Annotated in this window: 22 protein-coding genes; 14 read left to right on the top strand and 8 right to left on the bottom strand. The window is 69.9% G+C overall.

What is annotated here, in order from left to right; all coding sequences use genetic code 11:
- Window positions 1-66: 66 nt before the first annotated feature.
- Entirely contained in the window at window positions 67-534 is a 468-nt protein-coding gene (locus tag AB0A65_RS16915; RefSeq protein WP_359952181.1) for an SRPBCC family protein, read from the top strand.
- A gap of 1 nt (window position 535) precedes the next feature.
- On the opposite strand, the gene AB0A65_RS16920 is transcribed toward AB0A65_RS16915, so the two are convergent.
- The 5 genes from AB0A65_RS16920 to AB0A65_RS16940 form a co-directional block, all read right to left on the bottom strand.
- Complete coding sequence (locus tag AB0A65_RS16920) at window positions 536-1,216, bottom strand: haloacid dehalogenase type II (protein WP_359952182.1); 681 nt, start codon at window positions 1,214-1,216, stop codon at window positions 536-538.
- Complete coding sequence (locus tag AB0A65_RS16925) at window positions 1,213-2,283, bottom strand: LacI family DNA-binding transcriptional regulator (RefSeq protein WP_359952183.1); 1,071 nt, start codon at window positions 2,281-2,283, stop codon at window positions 1,213-1,215. The genes AB0A65_RS16920 and AB0A65_RS16925 overlap by 4 nt, the downstream gene beginning before the upstream one ends.
- A 136-nt stretch (window positions 2,284-2,419) precedes the next feature.
- On the bottom strand, window positions 2,420-3,712 hold the full coding sequence (locus AB0A65_RS16930; protein ID WP_359952184.1) for an extracellular solute-binding protein: 1,293 nt from the start codon (window positions 3,710-3,712) through the stop codon (window positions 2,420-2,422).
- A gap of 91 nt (window positions 3,713-3,803) precedes the next feature.
- Entirely contained in the window at window positions 3,804-5,507 is a 1,704-nt protein-coding gene (locus AB0A65_RS16935) for a DUF2264 domain-containing protein (RefSeq protein ID WP_359952185.1), read from the bottom strand.
- A 54-nt stretch (window positions 5,508-5,561) separates the two neighbouring features.
- The gene (locus tag AB0A65_RS16940; RefSeq protein WP_359952186.1) at window positions 5,562-7,406 is read right to left on the bottom strand and encodes a hypothetical protein; all 1,845 of its coding nucleotides are present in this window, start codon (window positions 7,404-7,406) and stop codon (window positions 5,562-5,564) included.
- A 232-nt stretch (window positions 7,407-7,638) separates the two neighbouring features.
- Here AB0A65_RS16940 and AB0A65_RS16945 point away from each other — a divergent pair, with 232 nt between their 5' ends.
- From AB0A65_RS16945 to AB0A65_RS16995, 11 genes are all read left to right on the top strand, one after another.
- Complete coding sequence (locus AB0A65_RS16945; protein ID WP_359952226.1) at window positions 7,639-10,383, top strand: Tat pathway signal sequence domain protein; 2,745 nt, start codon at window positions 7,639-7,641, stop codon at window positions 10,381-10,383.
- A 136-nt stretch (window positions 10,384-10,519) separates the two neighbouring features.
- Complete coding sequence (locus AB0A65_RS16950; RefSeq protein ID WP_359952187.1) at window positions 10,520-11,818, top strand: PQQ-binding-like beta-propeller repeat protein; 1,299 nt, start codon at window positions 10,520-10,522, stop codon at window positions 11,816-11,818.
- A 162-nt stretch (window positions 11,819-11,980) separates the two neighbouring features.
- Window positions 11,981-12,343 (top strand): DUF2089 domain-containing protein, encoded by a 363-nt coding sequence (locus AB0A65_RS16955; RefSeq protein ID WP_359952227.1) that lies wholly within the window; start codon window positions 11,981-11,983, stop codon window positions 12,341-12,343.
- Window positions 12,340-12,600 carry a hypothetical protein gene (locus AB0A65_RS16960; RefSeq protein ID WP_359952188.1) on the top strand — a complete coding sequence of 87 codons (261 nt, stop codon included), beginning with the start codon at window positions 12,340-12,342 and terminating at the stop codon, window positions 12,598-12,600. Before AB0A65_RS16955 ends, AB0A65_RS16960 begins: the two co-directional genes overlap by 4 nt.
- Window positions 12,601-12,637: 37 nt before the next feature.
- Window positions 12,638-13,054: a hypothetical protein gene (locus AB0A65_RS16965; RefSeq protein WP_359952189.1), complete on the top strand. Its 417-nt coding sequence runs from the start codon at window positions 12,638-12,640 to the stop codon at window positions 13,052-13,054.
- 60 nt (window positions 13,055-13,114) lie between these two features.
- Window positions 13,115-13,918, top strand: a complete 804-nt coding sequence (locus tag AB0A65_RS16970) for an ATP-binding cassette domain-containing protein (RefSeq protein ID WP_359952190.1) — start codon at window positions 13,115-13,117, stop codon at window positions 13,916-13,918.
- The gene (locus AB0A65_RS16975) at window positions 13,918-14,679 is read left to right on the top strand and encodes an ABC transporter permease (RefSeq protein WP_359952191.1); all 762 of its coding nucleotides are present in this window, start codon (window positions 13,918-13,920) and stop codon (window positions 14,677-14,679) included. Before AB0A65_RS16970 ends, AB0A65_RS16975 begins: the two co-directional genes overlap by 1 nt.
- A 130-nt stretch (window positions 14,680-14,809) precedes the next feature.
- A complete protein-coding gene (locus AB0A65_RS16980; protein WP_359952192.1) occupies window positions 14,810-16,318 on the top strand; it encodes a serine/threonine-protein kinase in 1,509 nt (502 codons plus the stop codon).
- A complete protein-coding gene (locus AB0A65_RS16985) occupies window positions 16,315-17,079 on the top strand; it encodes an NAD-dependent deacylase (RefSeq protein ID WP_359952193.1) in 765 nt (254 codons plus the stop codon). Before AB0A65_RS16980 ends, AB0A65_RS16985 begins: the two co-directional genes overlap by 4 nt.
- A gap of 119 nt (window positions 17,080-17,198) precedes the next feature.
- Window positions 17,199-18,026 carry a Scr1 family TA system antitoxin-like transcriptional regulator gene (locus tag AB0A65_RS16990; protein WP_359952194.1) on the top strand — a complete coding sequence of 276 codons (828 nt, stop codon included), beginning with the start codon at window positions 17,199-17,201 and terminating at the stop codon, window positions 18,024-18,026.
- Window positions 18,001-18,180 carry a DUF397 domain-containing protein gene (locus tag AB0A65_RS16995; protein ID WP_359952195.1) on the top strand — a complete coding sequence of 60 codons (180 nt, stop codon included), beginning with the start codon at window positions 18,001-18,003 and terminating at the stop codon, window positions 18,178-18,180. The genes AB0A65_RS16990 and AB0A65_RS16995 overlap by 26 nt, the downstream gene beginning before the upstream one ends.
- On the opposite strand, the gene AB0A65_RS17000 is transcribed toward AB0A65_RS16995, so the two are convergent.
- Both AB0A65_RS17000 and AB0A65_RS17005 read right to left on the bottom strand, forming a co-directional pair.
- Window positions 18,164-18,718, bottom strand: coding sequence for a TetR-like C-terminal domain-containing protein (locus AB0A65_RS17000; RefSeq protein WP_359952196.1), 555 nt, complete (start codon window positions 18,716-18,718; stop codon window positions 18,164-18,166). The two genes, AB0A65_RS16995 and AB0A65_RS17000, sit on opposite strands and share 17 nt — an antisense overlap.
- 72 nt (window positions 18,719-18,790) lie before the next feature.
- The gene (locus tag AB0A65_RS17005; protein ID WP_359952228.1) at window positions 18,791-19,555 is read right to left on the bottom strand and encodes a GNAT family N-acetyltransferase; all 765 of its coding nucleotides are present in this window, start codon (window positions 19,553-19,555) and stop codon (window positions 18,791-18,793) included.
- Between the two features lie 157 nt (window positions 19,556-19,712).
- On the opposite strand from AB0A65_RS17005, the gene AB0A65_RS17010 reads away from it, so the two are divergent.
- Window positions 19,713-20,714 carry an alpha/beta hydrolase gene (locus AB0A65_RS17010; protein ID WP_359952197.1) on the top strand — a complete coding sequence of 334 codons (1,002 nt, stop codon included), beginning with the start codon at window positions 19,713-19,715 and terminating at the stop codon, window positions 20,712-20,714.
- A 195-nt stretch (window positions 20,715-20,909) separates the two neighbouring features.
- Entirely contained in the window at window positions 20,910-21,563 is a 654-nt protein-coding gene (locus tag AB0A65_RS17015) for a hypothetical protein (RefSeq protein WP_359952198.1), read from the top strand.
- Between the two features lie 13 nt (window positions 21,564-21,576).
- Here the strand turns inward: AB0A65_RS17015 and AB0A65_RS17020 are convergent, their stop codons facing one another.
- Complete coding sequence (locus tag AB0A65_RS17020; protein ID WP_359952199.1) at window positions 21,577-22,581, bottom strand: hypothetical protein; 1,005 nt, start codon at window positions 22,579-22,581, stop codon at window positions 21,577-21,579.
- Window positions 22,582-22,672 lie beyond the last annotated feature (91 nt).

The following is a 22,672-nucleotide window of genomic DNA, read 5'->3' on the forward strand; positions in this document are numbered from 1 at the left end:
CCGGGTAACCGGGGGGCGGAAGACGACGCGCCGGCCGGCGCGTTCCGCGACCGAAGGAGGTCTGCCTTGAGCAGCATCACCGAATCAGTCGACGTCGAAGTCCCGGTCTCCACGGCGTACAACCAGTGGACGCAGTTCGAGACCTTCCCGTCCTTCATGGACGGCGTGGACGAGGTCCAGCAGATCGGCGAGACGCTCACCCACTGGCGCATGAGCATCGGCGGCGTCGCCCGCGAGTTCGACGCGACGATCACCGAGCAGCATCCTGACGAGCGGGTCGCCTGGAAGTCCATCTCCGGGCCCTCGCACGCGGGCGTGGTCACGTTCCACCGCCTCGGCGACGACACGACCCGCGTCACCGCGCAGATGGACATCGACCCCGACGGGTTCGCCGAGACCGTCGCCGACAAGGCCGGGTTCCTGCACCACCGCGTCAAGGGCGACATGCAGCGGTTCAAGTTCTTCATCGAGGACCGCGGCTCCGCGTCAGGCGGCTGGCGGGGCGACGTCGAGCCGCCCGGCCTGCCGGTCTGACCTACTCCGCCCCGAGGGCCTCGGCGAGTTCGCCGAGGCTCTCGCACTGCCAGTCGAACACGTCGTCCGGGCCGGGCGGGTCCCCAACGGGGCGGCGCACGTAGGCGGTCTTCATCCCGATCGCCTGCGCCCCGCGGAGGTCCCACGCGTGTGCGGCGACCATGAGGACCCGCTCGGGCAGGGTGCCGACCGCGTCGACGGCGAGGCGGTAGACCCCAGGCGCGGGCTTGTACGTGCGGGCGTCCTCCGCCGAGAGCGCCTGGTGCCAGCGCAGACCCGCGTTCGCGGTGAGGTGGAGCAGCGCGGAGCGGTTGGCGTTGGACAGGGCGAGCACGGGGAACGTGCGCGCGAGTCGTTCGAGGCCCGCGGCGGCGTCAGGCCAGGCGGTGTGGTGGCGACCGGCGCGCGCGAGGCGCCCGAACACGTCGAAGTCGGTCACTCCGGCGTGCTCGCAGACTCTCGCGGCGGCCTCGGCGTCGAGCTCGTCGGCGGTCGCGTAGCCGCGCACGCCCCTGACGATCAGGTCCTGTTGTTGTTCGATGTGGTTCTGCCACAAGACGAGCAGCGCGTCCGTGTCGGCGCCGGGCGCGGCCTCCGCGATGGCGGCGGTGAGCCCGCGCGGCTCGTCGACCATGGTGCCGAGGACGTCGAAGACGACGGCGTCGATATCGGTTCGGGTCATGCCGCAACGATAGGCGCTACCGACCCGCGGATGACGAGGTGCGCGCCGAGGGTGGTGTGCGGGGGCGGGCCGCCGTTGCGGGCGTGTTCGAGGGCGAGGCGCACGGAGGTGCGGCCGAGCTCCTCGTGGGGCTGGTAGACGGTGGTGAGGTCGATGTCGGCGGCGGGCGGGAGGTCGTCGAAGCCGATGAGGGAGACGTCGCCGGGGATCGAGAGGCCGTGCTCCACGAGGGCCTGGCGGGCGCCGGCGGCGATCTGGTCGTTGGCGGCGAACGCGGCGGTGAAGTCGGGCGGCCCGGCCGAGAGGCGGGTCTGCATCATCCGGTAGCCCTCGTACCGCTCGAAGGTGCCGTCCACCTCCAGGGAGGGGTCGTGGGGCACGCCGTGGGCGGCGAGGGCGCCCCGGTACCCGGCGATCCGCGCGTCGGGGGTGGTGTAGCCGGGGCGGCGGCCGAGGAACAGGATGCGCTTGTGGCCGTTGGAGAGCAGGTGGCTGGTGGCCGCGAAGGCGCCGCCGGTGTTGTCGTACTCGACCACGACGGCCGGGGCGTCGGGGCCCAGCGGCGGGCGCCCGCACAGCACGAGGCGGGAGCCGACGGCGGCGAGGGCGTGGGCGTAGCGGCTCATGCGGGCCTTGTACTCGTCGTCGGCGTTGACGTTGCCGACGAGGATCACGGCCTCGGGGTGCTGCTCGCGCATGAACTGGACCATGGCGAGTTCGCGTTCGGCGTCGCCGCCGCTGGTGCCGATCTGGCAGAGGCGCCCGTCCTCGGCGGCCTGGGTCTGGACGCCTTGGGCCACATGGGCGTAGTGCGGGGAGATCACCGAGTTGACGATGATGGCGATGCTCTTGCGGGTGGTCCCCTGGAGGGCGCGGGCGTGGTGGTTGGCGACGTAGTCGAGTTCCTCGACCGCGCGCATGACCTTGCTGCGGGTGGCGGGGGCGGCGGGGTAGGTGCCGGAGAGGATGCGCGAGACGGTCGCGACGGAGACGCCCGCGCGTTCGGCGACTTCGCGGATCGTGGTCTGGCGTTTGCCGTCTTTGTTCTCGCTCGCCTTGCGCGCCAAGCTGTCCGCCTCGTTTTCAGGTGTGGTTTCAGAGTTTCTGCAAACGGTTCCTGAAACAATGATCGCTCGCTCGGCGCGCGGGTGTCAAGGGCGGGGCGGGGGCGACCCCTCAGACGCCCCCGCCCCGCTGCGGTGATTACTGCTCGCTGGCGAAGAGGGTCTCCGCCTCGGTGAAGAACAGGTCGGCGGCGTCCTCGGGGGTCATGGTCGCGTACTGCACCTGCTGGTAGATCTCGGTGAACTTGGCCTCGACGGCGCCCGCGGCGGCGGGCGGGACGACGGGGGCGCCCGCGAGCTGCCCCTCCACGGTGGCCTCGTAGTCCATGACGGCCTGGGAGGCTTCGTCGAGCTCGACGCTGCCGAGGGCGGTCTTGGTGGCGGGGATGCCGCGGTTGGTGCCGAGGATCTTCGCGGCCTCGGGGTCGCCGAGGAGGAATTCGATGAGCTTGGCGGCGGCCTCGGGCTGCTCGGTGTTGGCGCCCACGACGTACTGCATGCCGGGGCGCAGGTGGAGCGCGAGGTTGGCGGGGTCGGCGGTGGGCGGGGCGATGATGCCGAGGGTGCCGCCGCCGTCGGTGACGGTGGACCAGTAGCCGTTGACGGCGGTGTCCCAGCGCAGCTCGGTGGCGATGGTGCCCGCGGCGACGCCGGGGGCGTTCTCGGCGGCGGTCTCCTCCGGGGACGGCACGGACCCGTCGGCCTGGAGCGGCGCGGCGATGGTCCACCACTCCACGAGCTGCTCCTTGGTGAAGTTGAGGCTCGCGGCGTCGTCGGAGTAGAAGCTGTCGCCCTGCTGGCGCAGCCACAGCTCGGCGAGGAGGTAGGACCCGGTCCAGTCGCTGCCGCCCCACTTGCCCTCCCCGAGTGTGGTGGTGAGGGTGCGGATCAGCTCGGCGTAGTCGTCCCAGGAGTACCCGGCCTCGGGGACGGCGATGCCGTGCTCCTCGAACCAGTCGGGCCGGTAGATGAGGCCGAAGACGTTGGTGCCCACGGGGACGGCGATCAGCTGCCCGTCGAGTTTGGCGGTGTCGAGCACGCCGTCGCGGAAGTCGGAGGTGTCCACGACGCCGTCGAGGGGCAGGAGCATCCCGGAGCCGCCGAACTGGCGCAGGCGCGGGTAGTCCATCTGGAACACGTCGGGGAGGTCGCGGGAGGCCATGCGGCCGGTGAGGCCCTCCCAGTAGGCGGGGTAGTCGGCGAAGTTGGCGGCGACCTTGATGCCCTCGTTCTTCTCCATGAAGAGGTCCACGGCCTGCTTGGTGATGTCGGCGCGCGCCTCGTCGCCCCACCATTCGAAGCTGATCTCGATGGGGTCGTCGGCGGTCCCGGCGGGGCCGTCGCCGTCGCCGCAGGCCGCGGCGGCGGCGAGGGCGGCGGAGGCGGTGGCGCCGGTGAGGAGGGTCCGGCGGCGGACGGGGTTTCGGCTCATCTTTGAACTCCTTTGCGAGGGGGTGGGGCTGGGGGGGTTAAATCGTTTTAACTTGCGTCGCGGTCACCTTAGATCGCGGTTTCCGGGCCTGTCAAGCGGACTGCTCCTCGCTCCCGGCGAAGAAGCGCGCCCGCAGGACGTGGCGGCCCGGCTCCAGCACCCCGGTGAGGACCGGCAGGACCGTTGCGGGCCAGTACATGTGGGTGCCGGGCATGGGCCAGACCAGAGACGCGGCGCGGTTGCCCGCGTCGTCCACGGCCTCGCTCCTGATCCCGCCGGAGACGACCGAGGCGCGGTCGTTCGCGACCGCCGCCTCGTGCCCGTCGCGGGGGACGCACCAGCCGCCCTCCCCCGTGTGCAGCCGCCGCCCGGTGGTGACGGTGTGCGTGCGGGTGTGCCACCCGTCCTGGGACGCTTCGAGTTCGGAGGTCACCGTGACGTCGGCGAAGGGCCGCCACGTGACGGTCAGCCGCCCGCTCCAGTCGACCGCGCACGACTCGGCGTCCTCGCGCCCGCGCCAGTGGACGCCGTCGTCGGAGAGCACGAGCGCCCCGTCCGGCGCGGCGGCTTCGAGCCCCGGCCCGTCGACCGCGTGCGAGAAGCCCGCGAGGGACGAGTAGGCAAGGCGCGCATAGGTGTCCTTGCCGCCGCGCATCTTCTCGCGCCACGCCTGGCCGTTCAGGCGCGTCACGTGCCCGCCGGTGTCGCGCACGTGGACCGTGCCCGCGGCCGGGCTGGGATCGGTGACCGGCCCGGGGGCCTCGGCCTCGGCGGTCCAGAACGGGTGGTCGGCGGGGGCGAGCAGCCCGGTGAAGACCTTCGCGGCCCACCACGGCGACCCGGCCGTCAGGTACTGCTCGGCGAGGAAGTCGTTCGGGTAGCCGTAGCCCACCGTCAGCCGGTGGTCGGGGGTGAGGATCGGCTTGTCCCACCACCATTCGAGCAGGCGGCGGCTGAACCCGGCGGCCTCGCCCCACGGCACGGCCTCCACGTCGGCGGCGGCCAGCGCGCCCCACAGCGACCCTTGGGCGAAGCGGTAGCCCATGCTGCGGCCGTAGGGGACGGCGGCGCCGTCGGCGGCGAACCAGGAGCGGAAGGCGCGGGCGAACTCGGCGGCGGGCTCCACGAAGCGGTCGTCGCCGCCGAGGCGGTAGTGCAGGAGCGCGTAGGTGTGGATCGCGAAGGGGTTGTAGTAGTCGATGCGCCCTTGGGGTCCGTCCTTGAAGACGCCGCCGCCGAGGTGGAACTCGCCGATGCGGTCGAGGTGGGCCTTGGCGACCGCGGGGTCGCGGTCGGCGCCGACGGCGTCGAGGCCGTGGCCCACGAGCACCGGGAAGTAGTGCCAGTTGTTGTCGACCACTCCGGTCGCGTACGCCTGCGAGAGCCAGGCGATGACGTGGTCTTTCGCCTTGGGCTCCAGGGGTTCCCAGAGCCGTTCGGGGGCGGTGGCGAGGGCCCAGCCGAGGGCGGCGGCCTCGACGCAGCGCTGGTCGCCGTCGTGGAAGTCCCCGGCGTACCAGTCGTCGCCGGGGTCGACGGCGCGGGCGATGGTGGCGGCGACGGCGTCCCAGAGGTCGTCGGGGACGGCGCCGGCGGCCGCGGCCAGGCCCCAGAGCGGGCGCATGAGCTGCTCGAACCAGTTCTCGTTGTGGGAGTGGTTCGACATGGTCACGGGCATCGCGTCGGGGCCCTGGACGGCGAGGTCGATGCCGGGCCGTCCGATGGCGAGGGCGGCGGTCTGCCAGCCGGTCCGGGTGTGGTCGAGCGGGCCGAAGGCCCGCAAGGGAGTGGTCACAGCAGGTTCAATCCATGGGGTCGGGCGGGGCCGCCGGGGCGGCCCCGCGGTGCGTCAGTAGGTGATCGGCGGGACGGGCGGGGTGGTCATGCCCGAGCCGAGGTAGTAGTCGACGTGGTGGGACTGCATGTAGCCGTGGACGGTCATGCAGTTGCGGTACTCGGGGTTGTGCGCGAGCGTGTAGAGCCTCGTGGTGGAGGGCTTGTCGGTGGTGAAGATGATGAGCTGGTCGTAGGCGGCGTTGGTGTAGACGGCCTCTTCGCGCCAGTCGCCGAGGAGGTCGCCGACGAGCGTGGGCCCGCCTTGCGCGGCCTTGGCGGCGCCGTAGCTGGTGACGGTCTCGATGCGGGGCAGGCTGTTCGTGGGGGTCGGGTTGAGCGGGTCCCACTCTTCGAGCTTGCCGTCGTTGAGCAGTTCGATGGAGAGGTCGCCGTCCCACCACAGGCCCAGCTGCGGCCAGGGCCGCAGGGAGGTGTTCGGTTCGGTGAGGGTGTTGGAGGCGGCGTTGTAGAGGCCGTCGAAGGACCAGACCTCCATGCCGGGGTAGCGGGGGTCGACGTCGCCGGCCATGCCGCGGCCGACGTCGGCGGTGCCGGAGAGCACGTGCTGCCAGATCATCTGGCCGGTGGCGGCGTCGTAGTAATACTCGCGCAGGCCGGACGCGTTGTCCTGCTGCACGCCGTAGCCTTCGAGGCCCGGGTTGGAGGGGTCCATGTCGGCGATGTGGAACCGGTCGCCGTGCTGGATGCCCTGGCTCGCCAGGGAGTAGCGGAGGGTGCCGTCGCCGTTGAGCACGAACCCGATGTGCGCCACTTCGTCGGTGCCGTTGCCGTCGACGTCGACGATGCGGATGTTGTGGCCGTCGGCAGCGTTGGTGGAGCCGCGGTTCCACTTCCACTGCTGGGTGAGGTTCTGGCCCGACCAGGAGTAGGCGGCGATCATCATGTTGAAGTCGCCGCTGCCGATGCGGTTCTTCATGGAGACGACGAGGGACGGGCGCTGGCCGTCGAGGTAGCCGACGCCGAACTGCGCGGCCATGGGGCCGTCGGCGAGGTAGTCCTGGGGGATGCCGGCGTAGTTGCGGAGGGCGCCGGTGCGGCCGTCGAGGATGGCGATCCACTGGCGGTTGTCGTCGGCGTGGGTCCAGGTCTGGCCGTCGCCGAAGACCACGCCGTCGGCGATCTTCAGGGCGACCTCGGCGTACCCGTCGGAGTTGAAGTCGTAGACGGTGACGCCGTCCCAGTGGCCCACGTCGATGGTCGCGGACCCGGGTTCGATGTTGTCCTGGTTGGTGGAGTTGGGGCCGAGGTTGACGGTCCAGAGGAACTGGCCGGTGCTGGTGTACGCCTCGATCGACTGCGGGGAGGTCTGGCGGTCCACGACGTAGTCGTACTCGCCGTCGCCGTTGAGGTCGCCGGTCCAGGTGAACTTGACGGGGCCGCCGGAGCGCAGCGGGATGCGCACGGCGGGCTCGTCGGCGTGGTTGGCGGTGAGGGTGAAGGCGCCGCTGGGGGTCTGCTCGGCCCCGCCGACGACGGGGACGACGCGGTAGCTGTTGGCCTGGGAGAGGGTGGCGCCGGTGTCGGTGTAGTTGGTGCCGCCGGTGAGGACGGCGGAGTTGAGCTTGGTCCAGGCGCCGCCGTTGGCCGAGCGGTAGACGTTGAAGCCGATGCCGCTCGGGTCGAGCCCGAGGAGGCGCCAGGACACGAAGACGCTGGAGCCGTTGCGGACGGCGACGACGCTGCGGCCGAGGTCCTCCATGGTGCGCACGGTCGCCTGGGCCTCGACGGCGTCGTCGGACTCCTGGGCGTAGGTGGTCGGGGCGCTCACGGCGAGGGCGGCGGCGGCCGCGAGGCCGATCACCGCCCCGATCGCCGGGAGTCGCTTAAACGTTTTCATGATCGCTCCAAGTATGCCGGTGGAATGCGCGCGCCGCCAGGCCCCGTGGCCGACATTCTCATCGGCTCCATGCGGGTTACGCTCGATCGGTTGACGATACATCGATGCGTGACTATATTGAACCCCCTGAGTTAAAACGATTTAAGTCAGGACCCGTCCGCTCCCCCTTGGAGGCAACGTGACCAGCCCTTCCCCCGCCCCCGAACCCACACCTGAACCCGCATCTGAACCCTTGGCCCGCACCGGGTTCAGCCGCCGCGGCGTCCTCGCCACCACCGCGGGGGTCGCGGCGGCGGCCGCCCTGTTCGAGGCCGCTCCCGCGCACGCCCAGACCGGCCCGACCACCGACCCCGGGCCGGACTCCGTGCGGCTCAACTGGCTCGAAGGCGCCCCCGCCGAGTCCCCCGGCTCCACCTGGGGCGTCCCGTGGGGTCCGGGCCGCTTCGCCGAGGACCAGCAGTTCAAGCTGACGGGCGCGGACGGCGCGGCCGTGCCGCTCCAGACCTGGCCCCTCGCCTACTGGCCCGACGGCTCCCTGAAGTGGACCGCCCACGCCGTCGGCCCGGCCGCCGTCCAGGAGTCGTTCACCCTCGAAGCGGGCACCCCGGCCGAGTCCGAGCACGTCGTGTCGGTCTCCAAGGCCCGCAACCACATCGACGTCGACACCGGCGTCGTGCAGGTCCGCATCGGCAAGTCCGGCACCGACCTCATCAAGCACGTCAAGCGCGGCGACCGCACGATCGCCTCCGAGGGCCACCTGGTCAACATCACCCAGACCGAGGCTCCGAGCACCGAGTCCGGCTCGATCACCCGCGACCGCTACGCCAGCGACATCGACGAGGTCAGCATCGAGCAGGACGGCCCGCTGCGCGCCGTCATCCGCATCGACGGCACCCACCGCAAGACCCGCGGCCGCGGCCGCTCCTGGCTGCCGTTCATCGTGCGCCTGTACTTCTACGCGGGCGGCGAGTCGTTCCGCATGGTGCACACCTTCGTCTACGACTCCGACGGCGACGACGCGTTCATCGCCGGGCTCGGCGTCCGCTTCAAGGTCGCGCTCTCGGACGAGATGTACGACCGGCACGTGCGGTTCGTGGGCGAGGGCCACGGCCAGCTCACCGAGGCCGTCAAGGGCGTCACCGGCATGCGCCGCGACCCCGGCGAGGCCGTCAGGAACGCCCAGATCGCGGGCACCGCCCTCCCCGATCCGTCCACTTGGGACCAGCGGGTGACCACGCGCCTCCAGTGGATCCCCGACTGGGGCGACTACTCCCTCACCCAGCTCACCTCGGAGGGCTACCAGATCAAGAAGCGCACCAAGGAGGGCCACGCCTGGGTGCCGGTGGACCAGGGCCGCCGCTCCTCCGGCTTCGGGTACGTCGGCGGGCCCTCCGGCGGGTTCGCGTTCGGCATGAAGGACTTCTGGCAGCGCCACCCGTCCGGGCTCGACATCCGGGGCGCGCACACCGACGAGGCCAGCGTGACCGTGTGGATGTGGTCCCCCGAGGCCCAGCCGATGGACAACCGCTTCTACCACGACGGCCTCGGCCAGGACACCTACGCGAAGCAGCTCGACGCCCTGGAGATCACCTACGAGGACTGGGAGGCCGGGTTCGACACCCCGTACGGCGTCGCCCGCACCACCGAGCTCCTGTTCTGGGCCCTCGACGCGACCCCGTCCCACGGCCGCCTGGGCGCCATGGCCGACGCGGTGCGCGCGCAGCCGCAGGTCGTGGCCCCGCCCGAGCACCTCACGGCCGCAGGCTCATTCGGCGCCCTCGTCGGGCCCGTGGACCGCTCGCACCCGTTCAAGGAGTTCACCGAGGACGTGCTGGACGCGAACTTCCAGTACTACAGGGCGGCCCAGGACCAGCGGCACTGGTACGGCTTCTGGGACTACGGCGACGTCATGCACTCCCAGGACGGCGACCGGCGGGTCTGGCGCTACGACGTCGGCGGCTACGCGTGGGACAACTCCGAGTTCTCCACCGACCAGTGGCTGTGGCAGTACTACCTGCACACCGGCACCGCCGAGTCGTTCCGCTTCGCGGAGGCCATGACCCGCAAGACGACCGAGGTGAACACCTACCACCTCGGCGACTGGGCGGGCCTGGGCACGCGTCACGGCGTCATGCACTGGGGCGACTCGTCCAAGCAGGTGCGCATCTCCAACGCGAACTACTGGCGGTACTACTTCTACCTGACCGCCGACGAGCGCGTCGGCGACATCCTCCACTTCCTGCACGACTCCGAGAAGACCGCGCTCGTCCTCGACACCGGCCGCAAGATCCGCGACCCCGAGGCCGACCCGTGGGTCCCCGACCCCACCGCCATGGACATCGGCTTCGGCACCAGCTGGGCCGCGGTCGCGGCCGCGTGGCTCACCGAGTGGGAGCGGCGCGGCCCCGAGTGGGAGTCGTGCCGGGACAAGGTCCTCGGCACGATGGAGACGATCGCCGCGCAGCCCAACGGGTTCGCGCAGGGCAGCGCGCCGTACAACATGGAGACCGGCCGGTACGCCATCGCCGAGACGCCCGTGGTCGAGCGCTCCAACCTCTCCTCGGGGTTCGGCCGCTTCGAGATCGTGGCCGAGCTGCTCCAGCAGGTCGACATGCCCGCGTTCGAGGCCGACTGGCTCCGCTACTCCCGCTTCTACACCGCGACCCGCGCCGAGCAGGAGGCCGAGTACGGGGGCCGCTTCGGCGACCTGTTCCTGTGGGCGTTCTGCCGCGGCAACGCCCAGGTCTACGCCCGCACCGGCGACGAGGCCCAGGCCCGCCACACCTGGAAGGTCTTCCGCACCCAGGCCGAGTACTGGCGCGGGGACTCAGACACCTGGCCCGCGTTCGAGCGGGTCGAGACCACGCTGAACCCGACCGACTGGTGGCCGCGCATGGCGACCAACGACGCCGCCCAGTGGGGCATGGCCGCGATCCAGAACCTCCACCTCGTGGGCGACTTCGTCCCCGACGAGTAGGGCCTCCGAAGCCGCGGCGCCGTCCGGAGACGGCGCCGCGGCCTGCCTGGCGGAATGCGCGGAACTGTGGTGCCCGATTCCTACAATGAGCGCGATTTCTCCTTCATTGCCCGGCAGGAAAGTGAACGAATCCACCATGAAGATCAGAGCAGCGCTGTGCTGTCTGGCCGCCTCGGGCTTCCTCCTGAGCGCGTGCAGCGACGACAGCGGCACCATCGACGAACCAGACGAGTCCGCGACCTCCCAAGCGGCCGAAGAGGAGGCAGAGGCCCAGGCGTTCGATCCGCCGAAGGAGTTCGACGCCGGCGCGGGCGTGGCGCTGCCGCCGGAGGCCGTGCAGTCGAAGATGAACACCACCGGGGTCAACGTCCAGCGGCTCCCGGTGGCCCTCGTCGGCACGAAGGCGTTCATCGCCACCGCCGGGTACCTCCAGATCGTGGACCCCGCCACCGGCGAGGCGTTCCCCGACGTCGTGCCGGCCTCCGGGACCCCCATGGCCCCGATCGTCACGACCGGGATGGTGGGCGAGAACCCGTACGAGGCCCCGCTCGCCGTCGAAGCGGGCGGCACCTCGCTGCTCGTGGCGCCGTTCATCGTCACCGGCACCGATGGGAACTACGACCTCGACGTCGTGGGCGTCGACGCGGCCTCCGGCGAAGTCGCCTTCGACGTCCCGGTCGACCTCCCGTCGATCTCCTTCAGCGGCTACCCGCACGCCGAAGCCGCGGGCGAATCCGGCGGCGTCGTCGTGATCAGCGTCGGCGACCAGTACACCGTCGCCTTCGACACGGCCGCACAGGCGAAGGTCTGGGAGAAGGCGTCGGCGCCCACCGTCGTGACCGGCGACGTCGTCATCAGCTCCTCGCCCAGCGGCGACTACACGTACGACGCGTTCGCGATCGCCGACGGCTCCCCCAGGTGGCAGGGCAAGGACATCGGCCTGGACGACCTCTACGCCACGTACTCGATCCAGGCCGCCGGCCCGAACTTCTTCGCGGTCCTCGGCTCCAACTACACGCTCACAGACGGGCAGCTCCCCTACGACATGCTCTTCGACGCCGCCACCGGCGAGCCCGTCGCCCAGGACGAGCGGGACATGAGCGGCGTCGAGTGCCGGTTCGACGGACAGGAGACCGTCGTCTGCTTCTACCGCGGCCCCGACAACTGGGTGGCCGCACTGGACGCCACGACCGGCGAATGGCTGTGGGACACCGAGACCGGCGTCGTCGGCGTCAACGTCACCGCCGTGTGGCACGGCGTGGTCTACGGCGTCGGCGCGAACGGCCCGGCCGCCCTCGACGCCCGCACCGGCCAGGACACCGGGACCGCCCCGGGGGTCGCGCCGTACGTCGTCAACGAGTACGCCGCGGTCGCCGACACCACGACCGGCACGTGGGGCGACGGCGGCGTCTCGGTCTATCCCGCCATCGGCTAGGCCCGCAGAACTTCACGAACAGGCATGAACCGCCCCTTCGGGGGCGGTTTTTTCATGCCCTCAAACTCAAACTTAAGAAAATCAATCTTCTGGAGTTGACACCTTGAGATTCTCAAAGTACAAATGAAGAAGGAACACCACCACCGACGAGAAGGGGCCGAGATGGACTGGCAGGAGCTGACGGACCTGACGCGAGGGCAGGAATTCGTCGTCGAGCGCGTCCGCCTCACCGAGAGCGGGATCGCCGTCGAAGGCGAGTTCGAGCCGCCGCAACTGGCCCAGCTCAGCGCCGACGACCAGATCTTCGTGGCCGCGTTCGTCAAATCGCACGGCTCCATCAAGGAGATGGAGCGGACCTTCGGGGTGAGCTACCCGACGGTCAAGGCCCGGCTGAACCGCATCGCCGGGCACCTCGACTTCGTCGACACCGACCCCGCCCCGACCGGCGCCGACGTCATCGAGCGCCTGCGCCAAGGGGACATCAGCGTCGAAGAGGCGCTGGCGGAACTTGAGAGGTCCAGATGATCCCCCAACTGGTGACGGCGCGCTGGCGCCGCCGGGACGGCCGCTACCGCAGGCTGTTCCTGCCCGTGATCCCGATCGTGCTGCTGCTGTCGCCGCTGCTCGTGCTCGCCGTCGTCGGCGGGATCATCGCGTGCCTCATCTTCGACCTGCCGCCCTTCAAAGCACTCGCCGGCGTGGGGCGGATCTTCTGGGCGCTGCCGGGCGCCCGCTTCGAGATCGAGCAGGGTCGCACCGCCGTGCTCGTCGCCGTCAAGTAGCACCGCACCCGCATAACAGCAAAGGAAACCAGGAACCATGAACGAACAGCGCCGCCAGATCCTCCAGATGCTGGCCGAAGGCAAGATCACCGCCGACGAGGCCGAGCGCCTCCTCACCGCCGTCGAGACCGAGGAGCCCGAGGCCGCGCCCGCGGCCCGCGGGAAGCGCCCGAAGTTCCTGCGGCTCGTGGTCGACGCGAACGACGAATACAGCGGTGAAACCAAGGTGAACATCCGCGTCCCGCTCAAGCTGCTGCGCGCCGGGGTGAAGCTCGCGGTCTTCGTGCCGCCGCAGGCGCTCGAACGCGCCAACCAGGAGCTCGTCAAGCAGGGCGTGCCGATCGACCTCACCGAGATCAAGCCGAACCAGCTCGAAGACCTCGTCGACGCGCTCGACGAGCTCACCCTCGACGTGGACCAGACCGACACCAAGGTCCGCATCTTCTGCGAGTGACCCGCCGTGCTCGACCTGGGCCTGCTGCTCACCCTCTATCCACCACCGAAGCGAGGAGCCATGAACACCCCTGCACCCGCCATCCGCATCAGCGGACTCCAGAAGTCCTACAAGGACCTCCACGTACTGAAGGGCGTCGACCTCGACGTCGCCCGCGGCAGCATCTTCGCGCTGCTCGGCTCGAACGGCGCCGGGAAGACCACCGTCGTCCGCATCCTCTCGACCCTCCTCAAGGCCGACCAGGGCACCGCGGTCGTCAACGGCTTCGACGTCGTCGCCGAGCCGGACAAGGTCCGCGAGTCGATCAGCCTCACCGGGCAGTTCGCCGCGGTCGACCCGATCCTCACCGGCCGCGAGAACCTCGTCATGATCGCCAAGCTCCGGCAGGTCAAGGGCCCCAAGGAGGTCGCCGACGGCCTCCTGGAGCGCTTCGGCCTCGCCGAGGCGGGCGGACGCCGCGTCGCCACCTACTCGGGCGGGATGCGCCGCCGCCTCGACATCGCGATGAGCCTCATCGGCGAACCGCCGGTGGTCTTCCTGGACGAGCCCACCACCGGGCTCGACCCCGAGGCCCGCATCGAGGTGTGGGGCATCGTCCAGAACCTCGCCGACAACGGGACCACGGTCCTGCTGACCACCCAGTACCTGGACGAGGCCGAGAAGCTCGCCGACCGGATCGCGATCCTCCACCAGGGCGTGATCATCGTGAACGGGACGCTCGCCGAACTGCGCGAACTGCTCCCCTCCGCGACGGTGGAGTACGTGGAGCGCCAGCCGAGCCTGGAGGAGATCTTCCTGGCGATCGTCGGCGACAAGACCCCCGCGAACGGCGAGAACACCAAGAGCGGCAAGGAGGAGCGGTGATGAGCGCGCACACCGTCAGCAACACGGGCGTCATGCTCGGGCGCTCGATGCGCCACATCACCCGCAGCATGGACACGATCATCACGGTCACGATCACGCCGATCGCGATGATGCTCCTGTTCGTGTACGTCTTCGGCGGCGCCATCCAGGCGGGCACCGACAACTACGTCAACTACCTGCTGCCCGGCATCCTGCTGATCGCCATCGCCAGCGGCATCGCGTACACCGCGTACCGCCTGTACGGCGACCTCCAGTCCGGGATCTTCGAGCGGTTCCACTCCATGCCGATCGCCAGGTCGGCGGTCCTGTGGGGACACGTGCTGACCTCGCTGGTGTCCAACCTGATCTCAGTCGTGGTCATCGTGCTGGTCGGGCTGCTCATGGGCTTCCGCACCTCGGCGGGCCCGCTCGCGTGGCTCGCGGTGGCCGGAATCCTCGTCCTGTTCACGCTGGCCCTGACCTGGCTCGCGGTCATCGCGGGGCTCACGGCCTCGTCGCCCGACGGCGCGTCCGCGTTCTCCTACCCGCTGATCTTCCTGCCGTTCATCAGCTCCGCGTTCGTCCCCACCGACACGATGCCCGCTCCGGTGGAGTGGTTCGCCCAGCACCAGCCGGTGACCTCGATCGTGAACACGATCCGGGCCCTGTTCGCGGAGCAGCCGGTCGGGAACGACATCTGGGTGGCCCTCGCTTGGCTGGTCGGCATCCTCATCGTCGCCTACGTGTGCGCGATGGCCGTCTACCACCGCAAGATCGCTTGACCCCCAAGGAAACCAGTGCGGGTCGGCCCGGATGCGGGCCGACCCGCCGCCCTGTGCGCAGCGGTTCGGTCACCTATATTGGAACAACGCTCCAGAACGACCGACTGCCCCGGACGGAGACATAGAGGACGTGCGACCCGGCACCATCATCGCCGACCGCTTCCGGCTGGACGAACGCTTCGCCGCCGGAGGCATGGGATCGGTCTGGCGGGCCCTCGACCTGCGGCTCGAACGCGAGGTCGCCGTCAAGGTCCTCCGCTCCGGCCTCGACGACGAGGTCCGCGCGGTCGAGCGGTTCACCCGCGAGGCCCACAGCCTCGCGAGCCTCCGCGGGACCGGGTTCGTCGAGATCTACGACTTCGGCGAGACCGAAGCGCTCGGCGAACCGCTCTGGTACATCGCCATGGAGCTCGTCCCGACCGGGTCGCTGAGCCGCGCACTCGCCGAGCGCGGCCCGCTCGATCCGGAGGAGACGATGCGGCTCGTGGCCGAGGCCGCGGAGGCCCTCGACAAGGCGCACCGCCAGGGGATCGTGCACCGCGACATCAAGCCCGGCAACCTCCTCATCGACGAGGACGGGCACGTCAGGGTCGTGGACTTCGGCATCTCCCTGGTGGCCGAGCGCACCCGCCTGACGCCCGCCGAGGAGTCCTTCGGGACCTTCTCCTACGCAGCCCCCGAGCAGTTGCGGCGAGGCGAGGCGACCACGGCTCGCTCCGACCTGTACTCGCTCGGGTCCGTCGCCTACGAATGCCTCACGGGCGCACCGCCGTTCGCGGGCGAGGACCCGATGACCGCGGTGCACGGCCTGCTCTACGAGGAGCCCGCGCCGCTGCCGGAGGAGGTCCCGCCCGCAGTCGCGGCGGTCATCGCCCGGTGCCTGCGGAAGGACCCGGAGGAGCGGTACGCGACGGCCGCCGACCTCGCGGCCGCCGCGCGCGCTTCGACCGGCCCGGACGCCTCGGCCGCGCCACCGGTCCCTCCCCCGGTCGAAGTCGACACAGAGGACGACACCGAGGACGACACTGAGGAGCAGCCAGCTGCCGAGAAGCCCGAGCGGCGGCGGCGCCCGCTCATCGTCGCGCTGCTCGTAGTACCGGTCGTGGTGGTGACGGGCGCGGTCGCGGTCATGCAACCGTGGCGGGAGGCGCCCCTCATCGGGGCGGACGACGAGACCACCGCCGTTGCCTCGCAGACGGACACGGAGGCGTCGGGCCTCCCGGCCGAGAGCATCGCCGAGGAGACTTCCACTCCTGCGGCGGGCACCGACACGTCCGATCCGGCCGCGGAGACGACCACGGGCGCCGGGAACGGCGACGGTGCCGGGAACGGTCAGGACGACGGGAGCGGCCAGGACGACGGCGACTCCGGCGAGGCGACGACCGACGCGGAGCCGGAGCAGCCCTCGGGTCCGATCGAGATGCCCGACGTCATCAGCGTCAACTCCCACGAGGCGGTCGACCAGCTGGAAGGGCTGGGGTTCACCAACGTCACCGTGGACAAGTTCCCGGGCGTGTGGGTGGGCTTGGAGGAGTGCGACATCAACAACCAGAGCCCCATGAAGGGCGAGATGGTCGACCCCGGCGATCGGGTCTCCCTCGGGTTCTACTCCGCGGACACGGAGAATGACTGCAAATGAACGACGTATCCGTATCTGAGGTGGCCGAGTGGTTCGCGGACGCCCAGGCCGCCGTGGTGCTGACCGGCGCCGGCATCTCCACCGAGTCCGGGATTCCGGACTTCCGAGGGCCGCAAGGGGTCTGGACCAAGAACCCCGCGGCCCAGTTCATGTTCACGATCGAGAACTACCTGGCCGACCCCGAGGTGCGGCGCCAGGCGTGGGCGGCCCGGCTCGCGAGTCCGGTGTGGAGCGCCGAACCGAACGAGGGCCACCGCGCCCTGGTCGAGTACGAGCGCACCGGACGCCTCCGCGCGATCCTCACCCAGAACATCGACGGCCTGCACCAGGCCGCCGGGTCGACCGAGTCGCGGGTGGTGGAGCTGCACGGCACGATGCGCGAGGTCATGTGCCTCGACTGCGGCGACCGCAATCCGATGCCTGAAGTGCTGCCACGCATCGAAGCGGGCGAGACCGATCCCCCGTGTCTGGAGTGCGGCGGCATCCTGAAATCCGCCACCATCTCCTTCGGACAGCAGCTTCTCCCCGAGGTCATCGAGACCGCAGTGGCCGCCACGCGCGGCGCGGACCTGTTCGTGGCCATCGGAACCTCGCTCGGCGTCTACCCGGCCGCCGGGCTGTGCGACTACGCAATAGCACGCGGAATCCGGCTTGTCATCATCAACGCCGAGCCCACTCCGTACGACGATGACGCCGATATCGTTCTGCGCCAACCGATCGGGGAGATTCTGCCGATCCTGGTCGGCGACACACCAAAATAATTTGGCGAAATTATTTGGGTCGCCCAATGCACAAAGGAAGTAACCGCCCGTGGCGGTTCTCGTTTGCCCTGGGGACATGGGAACCTAAATGTCCCACCAGGTACGACGGAGGTGCGCACATGACGATTCCCTCGGCACTCACATGCTGGCAGATCGGCATCCATCTCGCCGACGCGCGGGAGAAGAAGGACCTCAAGCCCAGGCAGCTTGCTGTGATGCTAGGAGTCAGCGAGGGGACGATCAACAACTGGGAGAAGGGGAAGACGCTACCGACCTACCCGGAGATGCTCGGCATCGGCCAGACCCTCGGGATGGATCCGGATGTCGCGCAGTTCCTCGCCAACATCGCCCGGGACAAGACGAGTCTCAACCTGGAGGACTCACCGCAGTACAACACGCTCGGCCTCGCGAAGGCAGAGCTCCACTACGGCTCCATCTGGAAGGCCAACCTACTGAGCTTCCCGGGGATCATCCAGACCCGGGCCTACAACAAGCAGGTTCTGCAACCTGCGGAGGACCTCACCGACGATGAGGCAGAAGTAGGCGGTAACTACAAGCACCAGCGGCAAGTCGAGATAAAGGCACGCACTACGCCCTACCGGATGAGCATCGTCACCAGTGCCTCTTCCTTCTATGACCTTCGGGTCATGGACCGAGAGGCTCGGCAGGAGCAGATCGAAGCCATCCGAGAGTGGAATGCGCTGCCGAACTGGGAGATCAAGGTGATGAACCAGGCCCACGATCTCGGCGGCACATTCGATGTGTACGTGCCGGGCAGGAGCCATACAGCCGGTCCCGCCTTCGTCCACACCCAGATCCTTGATCGGAGCTGGTGCATCGAGGAGCTGGAGCGTGTCGAGGGATACCATGGGCGCGTCAAGAAGAACTGGACGCGCTGCGATGATGTGGAGGCATTCCTTGATGCAGAACGTAACCGCTTGGCGTAAGAGCACCCGAAGCAATGCCGCGGGGACCAACGAGTGCGTCGAACTGCGGCGTCAGGACGCTGGCTTCCATGTTCGGGACTCGAAGCTCGGCGACAGCTCTCCGCTGTTGGACCTGGGCGAACGCGACCTAGTTGCCCTTATCCGAACGCTCTGAGCGCCATAAGGATCAGAATCTCGACATCCTCGTCTTCCATCGGGCGGCCGATCATGCCCATGCGGTGGAGCAATGTCCCCGTGATGACGTCGATGAACAGCAGAATCCGCTGTTCGGATTCGCCGAGATAGTCCTTCAACATCTCCAGATAGGGCGCCTGGAAACGGGTGTTCAGCATTTCCCTGAGAGCCGGGTCGTGGACCGCATCGCTGAAGACCCCAGCGAAGGCGGCACCGACACCCGGCTCTCCGATCTTCCCGGCGAGCCAGCGCACCGCGCCCGCGAGCGTCGCCGACTGGTCCTCCCCCAGCTCGGGCATCGGGCTGAAGACCTCCAGCAGGCAGTCGATGATCAACGCCCCCTTTGAAGGCCAGCGCCGGTAGAGCGTGGTCTTCGCCGTCCCCGCCGCCGCCGCGATCCGGTCCATGGTCGCACCGGCGTACCCGAGTTCCTCGACCGTGCGCAGCGTGGCCGCGAAGACCGCGGCGTTCAGATCCGACCGCGGCCGCCCGGCCGAGGAGGCAGTAGATGATGGCACCCGGACAGGCTAGCGCCAACGGCCCGGCCGGAAGCGCATCCGCCCCGACCGGGGCCGCGCGGACAGGGCGGTTCAGGCGTTGACGGCGTGTTCGACGAACTGGCCGCAGGCGCGGAATCCCAGGCGGCGGTACACGGGCTCGCCCTCGGCCGACGCCTGTAGGACCGCGATGCGGTTGTCCCGTTCGCGGGCCGATCGGAGGGCCGCGAGCGTGATGGCGCCGCCGTAGCCGCGTCGGCGATGGGCGGCGAGGGTGGCGATGTTGTAGATCCCGGCGACTCCTGCATGGTGGAAGACCTCGGCGGAGCAGACCGGACGGTTCTCCTTGTAGCCCAACAGGTATCGGGCCGGGCTGGTCGCGGCCAGCGCTTGTGGAGCGGCGCGGGCGAAGAAGTCGCGCACCGTCTGGGCGGGCGGGTTCCAGTTCGCGGCGAGGACCGTGGCGTAGTCGGCGAGCTGCTCGGGGGTGGTCACGATGCGGATGTCCAGGCCCTCGGCCGCGGGAGGCGGCAGGGTGTCGTCCAGTTCGGCCCACATGGCCGTCTCGCGTTCGGACTCCGGCAGACCGGCTGCCGTCAGGCGGTCGGTGAGGCCGGTCGGTGTCGAGGCGGGCCCGACCCACCAGGAGAAGCCGCGGCCGGTGTCGGCGAGCGTCCGGACGGTCTCGGCGATGCGGGTCTCGGCATCGTCGGCGGTGAAGCGGGCCGCGGCGACGATGTTGAACGTGTCGTCGTCGAGGCCGCTGTCGGCGATCAGGAGGTCGCCGGTCTCCGTGACCGTCGCGCCGGGCAGGTCCCGGTGCAGGTGGCAGGCGTGTTCGGCGAGGTTCCGTTCCATCCTGTCCGTCAGGTCGGCTTCGTCGGGGAGATAGTCGCGCATAGGGATGTATCCCAGCACGGCCGGGCGGGGACCGCATGTCATTTGAATACAGCCGTGTGGCAGGCCCTCCGACATTACGCTACTATCGGTAGCGTATTCGAGATCGGAGGAAGCCATGACCCTGAAACCCCACCTCGGCGTCCGGATCCTGATGAAGGACAAGGTCGACTGGAAGGCCGTCACCCCTGAAGACGTCGTCGCGATGCGCGCGAAGTCAGAGAAGCTCATGACCTCGCCCCTGTTGCAGTTCGCGACCGGCAGGCCCGACCCTGGCGCGCGGATCGAGGAGCGGTTCCTCGACCTGCCCGGGCGGCGGCTGCGGCTGCGCGTGTTCCGGCCAGTGCGGGCCGAGGGGCCGCTGCCGCTGGTGCTGTCGTTCCACGGCGGCGGGTTCATCAGCGGGCTGCCCGAGCAGAACGACTGGGTGAACAGCGGCATGTCGGCCGCACTCGGCGCGGTCGTGGTCGGCGTGGACTACCGCCTGGCCCCCGACCACACCGCCCCCGACGCCGTCGATGATGGCGTCGCGGTCCTCGACGCGCTCGCCGCGGACCCCTTCGGCTGGGGAGTCGACCCCGAGGCCATCGCAGTGTTCGGCGAGTCGGCAGGCGGAACCATCGCCGCACTGCTGGCCCTCCGATCCCGCAAGGAGGGCCCGAAGATCCGAGCACAGGTCCTCGCGAACCCGGCCACCGACTGGTCGGCGAGCTTCACCGACTACCCGTCGATCGAGCGCAACGCGCTCCAGCCGGGCCTGTCGGTCCCGAAGTTCCGCAAGTCCGCAGACCTGGCGTTCCCGCCCGGCGTCGACCGGTCCGCCTACTCCCCCGTGACATTCGCGAGCCTCGCAGGCGCTCCGCCCGCATTGGCAGTGGTCGGCGCCCTCGACGCGGCACTGGACCACGCCACCCGCTACATCGACCGCCTGCAAGCCGAAGGCACCGAAGCCCGAATCGCGGTCTACCCCAGAGCAACCCACGGCTTCATCAGCGCCCCGGGCCTGGTCCCCGCCGCCAAACTCGCACGCGCCGAGGCAATCTCATTCCTCACCGCCCAACTCCGGGCCGACATGCGGCCGAAACCGGTTCTGCCGGAGTCCCGCCGGTCGCCCGCCTGAACGGAACAGTCCTCCCTGACTACCTTTACAGGACTGTTCCATGCCTCCCTCACCAGACCGAACTGCGAGGTACCAGTGCGACCGCACCCTGCGCACAGCTTGCCGACGTATCGACGGCGGGGCTCCGCCGCCGTTTCAACAGTCCGGAGCGCACTGCTCGCCGTATTCCTCATGGCCGCCGCGACGGGTTGTGTGTTGACGGTCGATGACGCCGACATGGTGGGGACGTTCGAAGAGCGGGACGGGGACGCCACCATCGCGCTGCGCTCGGACGGCACGGGCGCACTGGACGGGTACTTCTCGAACTACCCCGAACTGCCGGGGACCTGGGAACGGCATGTCGACGCCATCGACTTCTCCTCCGAAGTGGGTCTCACGACCATCTACATCAACTCCGCAGACGAACTCTGGATATCGACGGACGTTGACGGGAGCGACCGGCGCGAGTTCGAGCGCAGCAGCGACGAGGCTGAGGCGGCCGCACCTGTCGAGTCCTCAAGTGCGGAGGGTTCAGGCGCGCCCTGCGCCGAGCTCTCTGCACTGCTCGACGCGGCGGCGGGGGTTCTCGCAGGCATGGAGGCCGACATCGAGAGCGGGATCCCCGGAGAGCAATTGCAGCTCAACGCCTCCGACCTCGCGCTCTCCGGGCTTCAAGTCGAGCCCCTCGTCCCCGAGGCCATCGCGGCCCATGCCCGCACGCTGGCGGACACGGGCTCGGCGATCACGGAGGCGATCGAGAACGGCGGCACGCTGCTCGACGTCATGTCCCTCTGGGCCGCTCCCGAGGTCCTCGACGCCAACGCGGCCGTGCAGGTCTACCACGACGGCGAATCCGGCTGCGGGCCTTAGACGCGACACGCTCTCAGTCGCCGCGGGCGCGGAGTTCGGCGTAGACGCGGGTGTTCCGGTAGGCCGTGAAGGTGGCCTCCTGGGGGCTGGCGGTGCGGGCGATGAGGTCGCAGGCTTCTTGGAAGCGGTCGACCGCCTCGAGGACCCGGTCCTGGAGGAAGATCGCGGTGCCGAGCTCGAAGACGGTGCGGTGCCGGAGTTTGCCGAGGTGCTTGTCCTGGTCGTCGCCATCCGCCCCGAGGAGGGGCAGGGCGTCGCGCAGGACGGCCTCGGCGTCCTCGGGCTTGCCGTTGGCGAGCTGGCAGGCCGCGGTGGTGACGGCGAGGAACCCGGTCTCCCAGTCGCCGGTGCCGGGGACGGCCGCGGCGGGGTCGCCGGGCTGGTGCCGGGCCTCCTCCAGGAGCGGGAGCGCGGTCTCGACCTCACCGGCCTCCATGAGCGCGGCGCCCACGAGCTGGGCGAAGAGGAGCTGCTCGTCGTCGTTGAGGCCCAAGGCGTTCCGGTCGCGCACGAGCGAGCCGAGGGTCTCGGCGAACTGCTCGTGGCGGCCGGAGGCGCGGAGGCGCTCGGCGAGGTCCTGCATGGCGAAGGCGTACGGGAGGCCGCCGAGGTCGTGCAGCTGCTCGGCCTGGAAACGGATGCGCTCGATCTTCCGGAGCGCGCGGGCGCCGCCGATGGGGCGCTCCTCGGCCTGGATGATCTTCAGGCCGCCGACGACCGGGGACTTCGGGCCGTGCACGACGCTGGCCTCGCGGATGACGTACCCGAGGTGGTCGCGCAGGCGGCGTGCGCCCGTCCCTGCCCGGAAGAGGGCCTCCGCGTACCGGGAGCGGATGTCCGTGAGCAGCGGGTCGAGGCGCGAGAGGTGCGACTCGGCGGCGTTGAGCGCGCGGACCGCGTACCTGACGCGGGCGCGGTTCGAGACGCTGTAGCCGTGGTCCTCGTCGTCCTTGACGAACACCTTGAGCTGCGTCGTCTTCAGCTCGTACCGCTCCTGGTCGGTCTTGCCGTACACCACTGTGGGCCCTCCCCGATCATCCGGGCTCCACGGTGGGCGCACGGCGGCGGGCCCGGTCCGGCGGAGACCGGTCCCGCCGACGTACTCGATG

It is taken from the genome of Glycomyces sp. NPDC047010 (genome assembly GCF_040644205.1).
In the GTDB taxonomy this organism is placed as follows: domain Bacteria; phylum Actinomycetota; class Actinomycetes; order Mycobacteriales; family Micromonosporaceae; genus Glycomyces.

Coding starts and splice junctions, on each gene's coding strand:
- AB0A65_RS16955 (WP_359952227.1), top strand. CDS start 11,981: ATGGACTGGCAGGAGCTGACGGACCTGACGCGAGGGCAGGAATTCGTC.
- AB0A65_RS16985 (WP_359952193.1), top strand. CDS start 16,315: ATGAACGACGTATCCGTATCTGAGGTGGCCGAGTGGTTCGCGGACGCC.
- AB0A65_RS16970 (WP_359952190.1), top strand. CDS start 13,115: ATGAACACCCCTGCACCCGCCATCCGCATCAGCGGACTCCAGAAGTCC.
- AB0A65_RS16920 (WP_359952182.1), bottom strand. CDS start 1,216: ATGACCCGAACCGATATCGACGCCGTCGTCTTCGACGTCCTCGGCACC.
- AB0A65_RS16940 (WP_359952186.1), bottom strand. CDS start 7,406: ATGAAAACGTTTAAGCGACTCCCGGCGATCGGGGCGGTGATCGGCCTC.
- AB0A65_RS17010 (WP_359952197.1), top strand. CDS start 19,713: ATGACCCTGAAACCCCACCTCGGCGTCCGGATCCTGATGAAGGACAAG.
- AB0A65_RS16960 (WP_359952188.1), top strand. CDS start 12,340: ATGATCCCCCAACTGGTGACGGCGCGCTGGCGCCGCCGGGACGGCCGC.
- AB0A65_RS16930 (WP_359952184.1), bottom strand. CDS start 3,712: ATGAGCCGAAACCCCGTCCGCCGCCGGACCCTCCTCACCGGCGCCACC.
- AB0A65_RS16975 (WP_359952191.1), top strand. CDS start 13,918: ATGAGCGCGCACACCGTCAGCAACACGGGCGTCATGCTCGGGCGCTCG.
- AB0A65_RS16950 (WP_359952187.1), top strand. CDS start 10,520: ATGAAGATCAGAGCAGCGCTGTGCTGTCTGGCCGCCTCGGGCTTCCTC.
- AB0A65_RS17005 (WP_359952228.1), bottom strand. CDS start 19,555: ATGGAACGGAACCTCGCCGAACACGCCTGCCACCTGCACCGGGACCTG.
- AB0A65_RS16990 (WP_359952194.1), top strand. CDS start 17,199: ATGACGATTCCCTCGGCACTCACATGCTGGCAGATCGGCATCCATCTC.
- AB0A65_RS16995 (WP_359952195.1), top strand. CDS start 18,001: ATGCAGAACGTAACCGCTTGGCGTAAGAGCACCCGAAGCAATGCCGCG.
- AB0A65_RS16965 (WP_359952189.1), top strand. CDS start 12,638: ATGAACGAACAGCGCCGCCAGATCCTCCAGATGCTGGCCGAAGGCAAG.